Here is a 12,274-nt window from a genome sequence, read left to right as displayed (position 1 = left end):
GCTTCGAATAGCGCCCCGCGCTCCGGCCACGCAAGCGCTCCGCACGCGCGCGCGCCTGGCGCGGCGCGCCCCGCGCCTGCGTGGGCGCCGCGCGGGCGCCGCGCTCACGCCGCCTTGCGCGGCGAGCGCCCCGTCAGCTTGGTGTAGACGTGATAGCCGAGCCAGCGCAGCGGCTCGGGCGGGACGCCCCCGAGCGGGTACATGTAGAAAGGCAGGTCCCGCCACCGCGCGTCGTCGCCCGCGTAGATGTCGCAGAGCACGCGGCCCGCGAGGTTGCCGAGCGTCACGCCGTGGCCGCTGTAGCCGAGCGCGTAGTACACGTTCCGGTGCTCGCCGCGCACCCCCATGCTGCAGATCCGGCTCATCGTGATGCCGAGCGTGCCCGTCCAGCGGTGCGCGATCCGGACCCGCTCGGCCGCGGGGAAGTAGCCGACCAGCCGGCGCCGGATCGCCTCGAACGCCTTCGCGGCCGAGTCGGGTGAGCCGGGGTAGGAGGTCCGGTTCCCGTAGAGGTAGGCGTACGCCGCGTTGCTGCCCCCGCCGAACACGAGCTCGCCGGCGGGGGTCATGCTGGCGTACGCGATCCGGTCGTGGTCGTCGCTGAAGCCGGCGACCTGCCCCCAGCCGAGCGCGGCGCGCGCCTCGGCGTCGAGCGGCTCGGTCGCGAGCACGTGCGAGTGCAGCGGGAAGATGCCGGTCTTGAAGTAGCCGAGCCGCGGCGTGTAGCCGTTCGTGGCGAGCACGATGGCCGAGGCCCGGACGACCCCGCCCGGCGTGGTCAGCTCGATCGTGCGCCCCTCCCGGATCCGGAGCACCGGTGTGTCCTCGTGGAGGGCGACCCCCCACCCGAGGAGCAGCGGCCGGAGGCTGCGCAGCAGGTCGACCCCGTTGAGCTGCCCCTCGGTCGCGTCCAGCACGGCCCCGGCCGCCCCGCGGACGCCGAGCCGCTTCGCGAGCGCCGCGCCGTCCAGGTACTGTAGCGGAATGCCCCACCCGGCGAGCTGCTCCGCCCGCGCGTGCGCCGCCTCGGCCCGGCGCGCGTCGGTGAGGACCTCCATGCAGCCGTCGCGCCGGTAACGCACCGGGAGATTGTGCTCCTGGATCATCCCGACGATGCCGTCGATGCCCGCGCGCGTGGCCTCGTAGACGCGGCGCGTGAGCTCCGGCTCGCGGTAGCTCACGCCGTTAATCCAGTTCAGCATCATCCCGCCGTTGCGCCCGCTCGCGCCGTTGGCGAGGTGGCGCGCCTCGAGGATCATGACGCGGAGGCTCGGAAATCTGCGGATTAGATGGTATGCCGTGGAGACGCCGGTGAATCCGCCCCCGATGATGGCCACATCGGCCGCCGCGTCCCCGCGGAGCGGCGGGGCGGGCTCATAGACCGGGCCCGCCTCGCTCCACACGGAGCGAGCGGAATCGATCTGCGTGCGCGTGTCGACGAGAGCTGCCTGGGTCACGATGATTACCTATCAGATGAACGCTCCGTCTGGCACCATGGACCCCAGGAGCCCTGCTTGAAGCGACGTGTCCGGCTCTGCATGAAGGATCTCTTCCACCAGGACGTGGTGGAGATGATCGAGCGCGAAACCCGCAAATACCAGATCTGGTCGATCGAGGACCCTTCCGACCCGGACTTCGACACGGCGTATCAGATCCTCTGGGACTGCTTCGGGCCTCATGGAGAGATGGAGCGCAAGGAGGCGATCCACGCGTTCCTGCGCGACGACCCGTTCACGCCCGAGCCGTCGGGCACGTACATGCGCTACTTCCTGCTCGTGGCGCGAGACGCGGACGGAAAGGTGCGCGGCGTGCGCGATGGGACCGTGCTCGTCAATCCGGCGTACGCGCCGGATCTCTGCGTCATCTACCTCGCCCACATCTTCATGATCCCCGAGGCGCGGGGGACGGTGCTGTCGTACTGGCTGCGCATCTCCCCGGTCGAGCTCGCCATGCAGTACCTCGCCGACCTCCACGCGATGGGGAAGATCACGCTCCCCGCGCCCTCGGCCCCGGGCAAGTACTTCGGGATGAACGTCGATCTCGCGGCCGAGGTCGAGTACTTCACGCCCGAAGAGCGCCTGTCGTGGCAGCGCATCCTGTTCTACGGCCGCGGCGGGTTCGACGCGATCAACCCGCGCCATTTCCCCTACCGCCAGCCGGACTTCCGCGATCCCGAGGAGATCCGGGCGACGGGCAACCAGCCTTCTCCGTTCATGGTCCTCGTCCGGCGCATGGGCCGCGAGCGGCAAGCGCAGCTGCCGATCGACGAGGCGCGCGCGCTGATGCGGCTGCTCTACGACGATTTCGCGGATCACTGCGCGCCGCACCTGCTCGAGAACAGCCTCCAGCTCGTGCTCGACCGGCTGGAGGAGCGGGCGAAGCGGAAGAGCTTCGTCGAGCTCCTGCCGCTGCCGACCGGGCCGAAGGACGTGCACCGGCTGAAGCCGCTCTTCCGGTACAACGTGTTCACGAAGTACTACCCGGAGAGCCCCGACATCCGCGGCTACCTGAACAGCGGCATCCGCGAGCGGCTGGCCGCGAACCCGCGCTTCCTCGACGAGGAGCTCGCCCGCATCGCGCGGGAGCTGGAGGCCCGCCCGCCGTACGTCTACGGGAGCCGGGACAAGAGCGCGACCTGGGAGGGCACGCCGGTCTCGCCGGGGTCGGAGCCGCCGCCCGAGGGCGCCGACGCGGGCGAGATCACCCGCGAGCTGCCGGCGCCGCCCGGGGCCGCGACGCCGCAGTGAACGAGCGGGCGCGAGAGCGCCCCGGAGACCCCCCTCCCTCATGAACGTATTCGCCGCCGCGCCCGTCCCCGTCGCGTCGATCCTCTGGCAACCCTCCGCGGGCTCGTGGGTGCTCACCGTCGTCTGCAAGGCGACGTTCCTGCTCCGCCCGGGCGAGTCGCCGCTCGCCCCCGACCAGGAGGCGCCGACCCCCCACGACGCGGCGTGGGAGGACGCGCCGTCGAGGAGCCTGCAGTCGATGAGCGATCTCGCGCCCGCGAAGCCGCGCGCCGACGTCGTGCTCGTCGGCTTCGCGTTCGCGCCGGGCAAGGCGCCGGCGCGCTCGCTCCTGGCCAGGCTCGCGGTGGGCGACCTGGACAAGTCGATCGAGGTGTGGTGCGACCGCATCTTCGCCCAGGACGGGACGCTCCACGAGGGCCCGCCGTTCGCGCAGATGCCGCTGGTCTACGAGCGCGCGGCGGGAGGGCCGGGCTCGTGGAATCCGGCCGGGGTGAGCGTCGGCGCGCGGAACGCCTACGGGCAGGTCGCCGTGCCCAACCTCCAGCCGCCGGGGCTGCTCGTCTCCGACATGAGCAAGGCGATCGAGCCCACGGGCTTCGGTCCGATCGCCCCGACGTGGCCGTCGCGCGTCGAGAAGCTCGGCCGCCACGCGGCCGGCTGGTCGCACCGCGACTGGAGCCGCAAGCCGCTGCCCGCCGGGTTCGACCCCGGCTACTTCAACATCGCCCCGCCCGATCAGCAGCTCCCGTCGCTGCGCGAGGACGAGCGCCTCGTGCTCGAGAACCTCCACCCCGAGCACCCGCGCCTCGTGACCCAGCTGCCCGGCCTTCGCCCGACGGCGACCCTCGAGGGCCGGCGAGGCGGCGCTCGACCGGTGCCCATGCGCTGCGACACGCTCTGGATCGACACCGCGCGGGGGCGCTGCTCCCTCACCTGGCGCGCGCAGATCGCGCTGGAGCACCCGGAGGAGCACGGGCGCGTGGTGGTGGGCCTGGAGCCGCCGCAGGCCGCGCGCGGCGAGGCCGAGAGGTCCGTGCCCCCGAGCTCCGGGCACGTCGCGCCGCGCCCCCCGAGCACGTCGCAGACGCAGCTCCCCGGGCTGCGCTCCGAGCACGCTCCGGTGCTGCCCTGGAAGACGGAGGAGCGCGGGGCCGACAGCGCGCCCCACTCGAGCCCCCCGAGCGGCGGGCTCCCGTTCCGCGCGCCCGCGGCCCAGGGCGACCTCGGGGCGCTCATGGCGGCGCCGCCGTCGCGGTGGTCCGCGCCGTCTCCGCCGGCCGGCCCCCTCGAGCAGGCGCCGGCCACGCCGCCGCCCCCCGCCATGGCGCCGCTCGGGAGCCGAGGCTCCTGGGGAACGAACGACGGGCCGCCGGCGATGACGGTGGGCCAGAAGTTCGGGGCCGCCGAGAGCGCGGCCCGCGCCTCGCTGCCCGCCCCGGCCGAGGACGACCGCCCCTCGAGGGCCAGGGTGGCGCCGCCGAGGCCCGCGGCCGCGCTGGCCGACGACATCGTCGAGCTCCTCTGGTTCGATCCCGCCGCGCTGCCGCGCGTCCGCGCTCGGTGGAGCGAGCTGATCCTCGAGCTCGACTTCGAGGAGCTCGACCCCCGCTACGACCTGCCCGCCGACGACGCGGCCGCGGCGAAGGACCGCCACGACGTCCTCGGCGTGCTCACCGACGGGTCGCCGATCGAGCCGAGCGGCGTGCCGCAGGCGCTCCTCGCGTCGATCGGCGACAGGCGGCGGTTCACGCCGCCGCTCGTGCTCGTGACCGGCGAGGCGCGGTTCCCGTTCGACGAGATCGAGGCGCTCAAGGCCACCGTCGCCGTGGTCACGCCGCTCGCGGGCCCCGACAAGCAGCTCAAGGACGCCCTCGACTCCATCGGGGAGCTGCTCAAGTCGCCCTACCTCCAGAGCTCGACCGGCGTCGTGGACCGGCTGAACCAGCAGCTGAAGGAGCAGCTCGCCCAGTCGAGCCGCCCGCTGCCGTCGGGCCAGATCGAGGCGCACACCGAGCGGCTGCTGCTCGAGCAGCGGCGCTACCAGACCCGCAAGGTGCTCGGCGACGTGTGGATCCGCGCGCTGCTCGCGGCGGGCGGGCAGGGCGCGCTGCCGCTGTACCTGCCGAAGGCCCTGGAGCACCGGCTGCCCCTGATGACGAGCCTGAAGGTGCGCGTCCTCGCGGAGGCGCACCTCCGGCAGGATCAGCTCGAGCCGAGCCGCTACGCGCTCAAGGCGCTCGCGCTCGGGCGGGTCTTCACCGCGGACGAGCTGCGGCCTGCGCGCACGTCGGACTGAGGCGCCCGGAGGCCGGGGCGGGGAGCGTCAGTCGAGCGGCTCCGTGGGCCAGACGTCGCTCGCGCCGACGAGCGGGAGCACCTCGACGATGAGCCGCTGCTGCGCCTCGAGGAGCTGCCGCTTCACGTCGCCGCCCGCCGAGGCGAAGCGCAGGTGCACCACGAACCTGGGGCCGTCCTCGTAGATGCGCGCCGCCGCCTCCGGCGTGAGCTTGCCGCCGACGTAGTCGCCGTGATGGTGGCTGTCCGAGATCGCCCACGCCGACGGCCACCGCGCGTCGAGCCGCCTGAGCATCTCGTCCTGGGAGAGCTCGCTCTTGAAGGACCACGCGAGCGTCGTGCTTGCCGTCTTGCTCATCTCACCTCTCCTCAGCGGCCGCCGTCCCGCGGATCGGTCGAGACGCCCGCCCCGCCCGCGCCGGCCGTCCCGGCGCTGCCGGCCGGCGCCTGCCGCTCGGCGGGGGGCGTCGGCCGCGCGGCGGGGGGCGCCGCGCCGACCGCATCGGGCCCGCGATAGATCGTCGGGAAGTCGCTGTTCGGCTCTCGCGGGCCGTTGAGCTTGAAGTCGAAGCCGCCGTTGCTCGGGTTGGGCTCACCGTAGATCTCCACGTTCCACCGCTCTGCCACCGCGTTGAGCTTGCTCCCGAGCGACGTGTTCGAGAGCCCCGGCTTCCCCTCTGGATTGAGCGCGCTCGGCGCCTCGCCGTTCTTGAATATGCCGTATTTGGCGTTGTACGGCGCGCCCGCCTGCTGCGCCTGGACCAGCGCCTGATCGCTGTGGATCGCGAAATCGGTGTCCGATTTGGGCGACCAGAACCCGAACGGCTTGTCCGGGTTGCCCTTGAACCCGTCCGTGGCCGAGCCGAGCTGCTTCACCGTCGCGTCGGTGATGCCCTCCGACTCGAAGACGTTCCGGATGTCCGACTGCAGCCTGTCGAACTGCGCGCGATCCTTGTACGTGAGCGGCACGCGCTGGCCGTCGGTGTCGCCCTCGACGGCCAGCTTGAGCCGCTCGGGGGTCGTGTTCGGGTGCTCCAGCTCGCCCCGCTGCACCCGCTCGTAGGCCGCGCGGTTCTCCGCGATCCTCGCCTCGAGCTTGGCGGCCGCCGCGGGATCCGCCGCGGGCCCCGCGGCCATCTGCTCGTCGGTCCAGGCGCGCGCCCGGGCCACCTCCTCCGGGCTCGGCGGCCCCTTCCGGCCGAGCGGGACCTCCTCCGCGGCGGGCGGGCGGATCCACCCGAACCGCTCGCCGAGCTTCGCGGCGCCGATGCCGCCGAGGAGGCCGCCGCCGAACTCGCCGAGGATCTCGCCGACGCGCGCGGCGCGCTCGCCAAAGAGGCCGCCCACCGCCTCGCCCACGTGCGCGCCGACGAACGCGCCGGCCAGCGAGCCGGCGAGCCCCAGCCCCGCGACGACGACGCCCGCGCCGACGCCCGTCAGGACGAGCGCCGCCCCGCCCGCGATCAGCGCGGTCCATCGCAGGGTCGTCAGGAGCCACGACGGCACCTCCTCCTCGACGGGCACGAGCGTCAGCGTCTCGCCGCCGATGAACGTGTGGACGGCCGCCTGGCTGACGACGCCGCCGCACTGGGCCTTCTCGGTCCTGCGGCCCAGGTGCTTCCCGTTGACGAAGACGGTGGCGCTGCCCTGCGCCACCTTCTTGCCGCCGTGCTCGAGGACGTCGAGCTCGGCGCGCGCGGCGGCGCGCCCCTCGATGCGCGTGTCCGGCGATCCCGTCGCGATCTCCCCGCACGGGGACCCCTCGAACATCTTGCCGATCTCGGCGCCGGCCAGCGCGCCGCCGGCGCCGAGCCCGACGCCGCCGGCGACCGCCGCGCCGATGAGGACCGCCCCGGCGCCGCCGGTGGCCACGGAGAACAGGATCGCGCCGCCGATCGCGAGCCCGACGCACGCCCCCGCGAGGAGGCCGGCCCACGCGGACGAGTGGCCGATCTCATCGCCCATCCGGGCCGCTTCGAGGGCGCTCACGGCCTCGCAGCCCTCAGCCCTGGCCCAGCTTCACGCTCGCGAGGATGCGATCGAACACCGGGTTCAGCCGCGCGGCCTCGCTCTTCGGCATGGTCGCGGTGAAGCTGAGCACCGTCGGCTTGCGCCCCCCGACGAACACGAGCCGCTGCTCGATCGGCCCGCTCTGCCCCCTCCACGCGAACCGGATCTCCACGGCCGGCTGACCGCCGAGCGTGATCTCCTGCCGCGCGTAGAGCTGGAAGCCGTCGAGCCGCTGCGCCATCTCGACGAGCTGCCGGTCGCCGTATCGCCGGATGTCCTCGCCCGCGGCCAGCGTGTCCCGCGTCATGACCAGGTTGGAGATCATCCCCTGGCCGGGCTTCGCCGGCGCGGCGAAGACCACCACCGAGCGGTCCTCCCAGTCGCGCGGCACGTCGAAGGACACGTCGGTGTGGTCATAACGCGGCATCGTCTCCGTCTCCACGCTGCAAGGCGCAGCGCTCGCTCTCCGAGATCCAGCGGGCCCCGGGCGTCACGGCTCCACCTTGGCGAAGCCGCCCTGGAGGTCGCCGCGGTAGAGGGCCACGCCCTGCATCGACAGCGCCCCTGCGTACGCCCGCTCCTCGGGCACGCCCGAGGCCTCGGTCGCCTGCGCCGCGGTCTTCACCGCCGCGCCGTTCACCGACCGCGGCGCCGCCGCGGTCCGCAGCGCCAGGAACTGCGCCACCTGCCCGCCCGCGCCGCCGACGTGGAAGATGCCGGCCGCGCTGCCCGCGTTCACGAGCGTCCCGAGGTCGCCCGCGCTCAGGCCGCCGAGCGCGGGCAGCGTCGCCGTGAGCACCGGACCGAGCACGTCCAGCGTCGACGGCAGCGAGGCGAGGCTCTCCCCCTTGGCGAGCCGGAAGAGCTCCAGGGCGCCGCTCCCCGTCGCCACCAGCGCGGCGAGCGACGCCGAGGGCGCGCGCACCGCCTCCTGGATCGCCGCGCCGGCGGCGGGCCCGATCTGCAGGGACGCCGGGGCCGCGGCCGGGGTGAGCGGCGGCGAGGAGACGGCGCGGTCGAGCCGCGACGCAGCGCCCTCCACCTCGACGTCCTCGATGCCCCCCGGCGCCTCGACGGCGCCGCCGCCGCGCATCACCTCGGCCGGCGCGCTCGTCTCGCCGCCGCCGCCCGGCCGCCCCGGCGCGCTCGGCGCCCTGGCCTTGCCGATCGTCGCCACCGCGGGCGCCTTCGCGGACGTGGTGTTGATGAGCACGTTCGGCCCGCCGTCGATCTGCACCTCCGCGCCGGACAGCTTGAGCAGCCCGCCCGCCGAGATCTCGAGCTTGCCCTGCGCGTCGATGAAGATGCCCTCCGGCGTGATCTTGATCGACGCGACGCCGTTCGTGATCTGGACGGTCTTGTCCTTGTTGATCGTGTACCCGACGCCGTCGCCGACCGTGACGCTCTGGCTGTCGCCGGCGTCGACCGCGTCGGAGGTGCCCACGATCGACGTGCGACCCTCGCCGATCTGGTTGATCTGCTGCTCGCCGATCGTGTGGCTCTGGCTCTTGACGACGTTGACGCTCTGGCTCCCCCCGACGGTGACGGCGTCGGCGCCGGTCACGCTGGCCGAGCGGTTCGAGAGCACGGTCGAGCTCTGATCCCGCTTGATGATCTCGGTGTAGTCGCGCTGCGCCTGGACGTGGATGAGCTCGCGCCCCGCGGCGTCGTCGAAGGAGAGCTCGTTGAACCCGCCCGAGCCCGGGGAGGAGTCGCTCTTCCACCCGCTCTTGGTCTTCTCGGCGGGCAGCGTGTACGGCACGCGCGTGGTGCTGTTGAAGACGCGGCCCACGATCACCGGCCGGTCGGGGTCGCCGTCGAAGAAATCGACGAGGACCTCCTGCCCGACGCGGGGGAGGGCCACGAGCCCGTAGCGGCTCCCGGCCCAGCCCTGGCTGACGCGGATCCAGCACGAGCTCGCGTCGCTGAACCGCCCCTCGCGGTCCCAGTGGAACTGCACGCGCACGCGGCCGAACTCGTCGGTGTGGATCTCCTCGCCCGGAGGGCCGACCACGATCGCGCTCTGCACGCCCACGACCCGCGGCTTCGGCGTCCGCCGCGCGGGGCGGTAGGGCTGCTGCGCGAACACGGCCTCGCCGGTCATGGTCCACTCGCCGCTGTGATCGCCCTCGAACGTGGACGCGACGACGAGCAGCGCCTGGTCCGGGGCGAGCTCCTTGCGGGGGTGCCCGCCGAGCGACAGGACGACGCCGGGGCAAAGATCGAGGGCGTTGGTGCGGTACCGGACGGAGCGCCGGCCGCCGCGCTCGCCCTCGAGGCTCCTCGCCGCGAGCGCCTCCGCCTCCTTGATGTCGACCCGCGCGACGCCCCTGTCGTCGGCGACCGGCGTGTCGCCGCCCTTGCCCGGCTCGACCACGAACGCCCCTGGCGCGTAGTGGTACTGCTCGTAGCGGAGCTCGTCCTCGAGCCCGTCCCGCGCCTCGGCGAAGAGCTGGACATCGGGCCTCGTCCTGAAATCGAAGTCGCGGAGCGTGACGTGGCCGGGCCGCACCTCGTGGCTCACGACGAGCTCGCTCACGTACTCGCGCCCGGACGACTGGTTCGGGTTGTCGACGTAGGCGATGGGAGCGCCGGAGCGCCGCTCCCTCCGCTGCGGGGCGTCGCTCAGGACGAGGCGGGTGAGCTCGGCGCCCATGCGGCCGCCGTCCGCGCGGTGCGAGAAGTAAAAGGAGATGCCCGCCTCCTCGAGCAGCCGGCAGATGAACGCGTAATCGGTCTCGCCGTACTGCACGCGGTATTCATGGGCGGGGTACTTCGCGCCCAGCGCCACCTCCGGCTCGATCTCCCACTCCTTGAGCACCAGGAGCACGATGTCGGGGATGGTCATGTGCTGGAAAATGCGGCTGTTGCGCCGGAGCGTCGCCCGGAACAGCAAAGGCACGATGCGCAGCCGGTAGGTGGAGAGCCCCGTCGGCTCGACCTGCACCTGCTCCATCTGGGCGCAGAGCCCGGCCCAGACCCGGGCGGGGACGACCGAGTGCAGGACGGCCGACTCGGCCTTGAAGGCGGCGGCCTTGCCCACGAGGCTGTCGAGATCGAGATCCTCGATCTCGGAGACGGCCAGTATCGACACCTCGAAGAGCGACGAGATCCGCTCCCGGACCGAGAACCATCGCACTGAGAGCGATTCTTCCTTGGACGCGAACGAGAGCGAGAGGCGCGACATGGACGGAACGCCGAGCGTAGAGCATGGGCTCGGCGCGATCTAGATCACGGCGCCGCGCCGCTGCCCGTCGCCGCGCGCGCGCGCAGGGCGCCGGCGCGGATCTCGTTTACCGCCGCGCAGGCGGCCTCGTGCGCCTCGATCGCGCCGCGCAGCACGAGCGACCGCCCCCGCTCGGCGGCGGTCTCCTCGAGCGTCCCCTCGAGCACGCCCTCGGCGAGGCGGACGAGCGGGCCCACCTCGGCCATGCCGCGCGCGAGCGCCCGGGCCGCCGCGACGAGGCCGGACGCCGCGGGGGCGGAGCTCGCGACGGCCGCGGCCTCGTCGCAGAGCTCCTCCGCGACGGAGCCCATGTCGCGCCAGCACCCGACGGCCGCGCGCAGGCTGGTGATCGTCACGAGCGCCGACGGGGTCGCGTGCATCGCGTCGACCGGCGCCTGCGGCCGCACCCCCGCCGCGTTCTGCGCCGCGGCGATGACCGGGGCGAGGGACAGGAGCGCGCGCTCCAGCACGCGCGTGGCCTGCTCGATGCGGACGAGGCGCTCCTGCAGGTCGGCGCTGCCGATCGGCGCGTCGCGCTCGACGAGGTCGGAGAGGCGGCCGGCGACCTCGATGGCGAGCTGATCGAGGCCGTCGATGGTGCGCGGGTCGAAGCGGCGGGGCACGACGTCGAGGACGCACAGCGAGCCGATCGCGTGCCCGCGCACGCGCACCGGCACCCCGGCGTACGCGCGGATGCCGTAGTGCTCGACGAGCTCCTTCGGCACGCGCTCGTCGCGCAGCGCGTCCTCGACGAGGAGCGGCGCCTCGTCGCGCACGACGAGCTGGCAGAAGGAGTTGCTCCGCGAGGTCGCGCAGCTCACGGCGAGCTCCAGGGGCAGGCCGTGGTGGGCGCGCAGGAGCTGGATGTGGCGGACGACGAGGCTCACGAGAGCGATCGGCGCGCGCGCGAGCCTGGCGGCCCGCGCGACGCAGGCGTCGAGGATGGCGTCCGCGTCCGTGCGCAGCATGGCGCCGTGCAGCTCGGCCAGGCGGACGGGGTCGTTGAGGTCGGCCATTGCGAAAGTCTACCAGCAAAGGCCGCCGCGCCGGCGCTGCACTGCGTCGCGCCCCGCGGAACCCGGGGCGCGGGAGCATTCACCTGCGCCGCGCGGATTTGCCGGAGGCGCGCGGGGCGCCCCCCGCCGGGCGCGCGCCCGCGTTGTCGTGCCCTCGCGCGGCGGGCAGAATCGGCGGGATGGCTGATCCCGCGCGAAGGCGCGATCCCGCAACGATGGCCGACCTCGAGACGCTCCCGCCGCACATCAAGGGCGAGATCATCGAGGGCGTGCTCTACACGCACCCGCGCCCGCGTTCCCGGCACCAGCGCGTGCTGTCGCTCATCGATCATGAGCTCCTCGACCCCTACGACCGCAGCCCCGGCGGGCCCGGTGGCTGGTGGATCCTGCCGGAGCCCGGCATCGAGCTCGAAGGCTCGCCGGAGTTCTCGCCCGACATCGCGGGATGGAAGCGCGAGCGCTTGCCCGAGCTGCCCGACGAGGAGTCGATTCGCATCGCTCCCGACTGTATCTGCGAGATCTTCTCTCCGCGGATGCGCGCGTACACGCAGGGCACCAAGCGGCCGTTCTACGCGCGGATCGGCGTCGGCTGGCTCTGGTACGTCGACCTCGAGGCGCAGACGTTCACCTGGAGCCGGCTCCACGAGGGGAAGTGGCTGGAGCTCGGCGTCGTCGTCGGGGAGGCGCGGGTGCGCGCAGAGCCCTTCGACGCGGTGGAGCTCGACGTCGCGGAGTGGTGGACGAGCGGGCGCGCGCGGGGCGCGGAGTGAGCTGCGCCGCGCCAGCGCCGCGATGGCTCGAAGCTGCCTCCTCGCTTCCTCATCCTCGCTCGAACTCCGGTCACACCACGCGGCCACATTCGGGAGCGGACGCGCGCTGGACGCCCCTCTCTGGCCATGTGACCATCGGGCCCATCGCGAGGAGATCTGAAGCCCGGGACTCGTGGGCGGGAGAGCTCCGCGGCATCCGGCCCTCGCGGG

9 protein-coding genes are annotated in these 12,274 nt (G+C 73.5%); 3 read left to right on the top strand and 6 right to left on the bottom strand.

Annotated elements, in window-relative coordinates; translation table 11 throughout:
* Positions 1-104: 104 nt before the first annotated feature.
* On the bottom strand, positions 105-1,457 hold the full coding sequence (locus WME83_RS51590; protein WP_437317068.1) for an NAD(P)/FAD-dependent oxidoreductase: 1,353 nt from the start codon (positions 1,455-1,457) through the stop codon (positions 105-107).
* Positions 1,458-1,514: 57 nt separating this feature from the next.
* Here WME83_RS51590 and WME83_RS51585 point away from each other — a divergent pair, with 57 nt between their 5' ends.
* Both WME83_RS51585 and WME83_RS51580 read left to right on the top strand, forming a co-directional pair.
* The gene (locus WME83_RS51585) at positions 1,515-2,747 is read left to right on the top strand and encodes a hypothetical protein (protein ID WP_437317067.1); all 1,233 of its coding nucleotides are present in this window, start codon (positions 1,515-1,517) and stop codon (positions 2,745-2,747) included.
* A 40-nt stretch (positions 2,748-2,787) separates the two neighbouring features.
* A complete protein-coding gene (locus WME83_RS51580; protein ID WP_437317066.1) occupies positions 2,788-5,043 on the top strand; it encodes a DUF2169 domain-containing protein in 2,256 nt (751 codons plus the stop codon).
* A gap of 27 nt (positions 5,044-5,070) precedes the next feature.
* Here the strand turns inward: WME83_RS51580 and WME83_RS51575 are convergent, their stop codons facing one another.
* The 5 genes from WME83_RS51575 to WME83_RS51555 all read right to left on the bottom strand — a co-directional run bounded on the left by WME83_RS51575 (position 5,071) and on the right by WME83_RS51555 (position 11,294).
* The gene (locus WME83_RS51575; protein ID WP_437317065.1) at positions 5,071-5,400 is read right to left on the bottom strand and encodes a hypothetical protein; all 330 of its coding nucleotides are present in this window, start codon (positions 5,398-5,400) and stop codon (positions 5,071-5,073) included.
* Positions 5,401-5,411: 11 nt separating this feature from the next.
* Positions 5,412-7,031 carry a PAAR domain-containing protein gene (locus WME83_RS51570; RefSeq protein ID WP_437317064.1) on the bottom strand — a complete coding sequence of 540 codons (1,620 nt, stop codon included), beginning with the start codon at positions 7,029-7,031 and terminating at the stop codon, positions 5,412-5,414.
* Positions 7,032-7,044: 13 nt separating this feature from the next.
* On the bottom strand, positions 7,045-7,479 hold the full coding sequence (locus tag WME83_RS51565) for a DcrB-related protein (protein ID WP_437317063.1): 435 nt from the start codon (positions 7,477-7,479) through the stop codon (positions 7,045-7,047).
* Between the two features lie 63 nt (positions 7,480-7,542).
* The gene (locus tag WME83_RS51560; RefSeq protein ID WP_437317062.1) at positions 7,543-10,239 is read right to left on the bottom strand and encodes a type VI secretion system Vgr family protein; all 2,697 of its coding nucleotides are present in this window, start codon (positions 10,237-10,239) and stop codon (positions 7,543-7,545) included.
* 44 nt (positions 10,240-10,283) lie between these two features.
* Positions 10,284-11,294, bottom strand: coding sequence for a GAF domain-containing protein (locus tag WME83_RS51555; protein ID WP_437317061.1), 1,011 nt, complete (start codon positions 11,292-11,294; stop codon positions 10,284-10,286).
* A gap of 215 nt (positions 11,295-11,509) precedes the next feature.
* On the opposite strand from WME83_RS51555, the gene WME83_RS51550 reads away from it, so the two are divergent.
* A complete protein-coding gene (locus tag WME83_RS51550) occupies positions 11,510-12,064 on the top strand; it encodes a Uma2 family endonuclease (RefSeq protein WP_437317060.1) in 555 nt (184 codons plus the stop codon).
* Positions 12,065-12,274 lie beyond the last annotated feature (210 nt).

Origin of the sequence: Sorangium sp. So ce385, from assembly GCF_051474135.1 — a bacterium.
In the GTDB taxonomy this organism is placed as follows: Bacteria; Myxococcota_A; Polyangia; order Polyangiales; family Polyangiaceae; genus Sorangium; species Sorangium cellulosum_D.
Note: the sequence above shows the minus strand (reverse complement) of the source record. Positions and strands in the feature narration are given on the sequence as shown.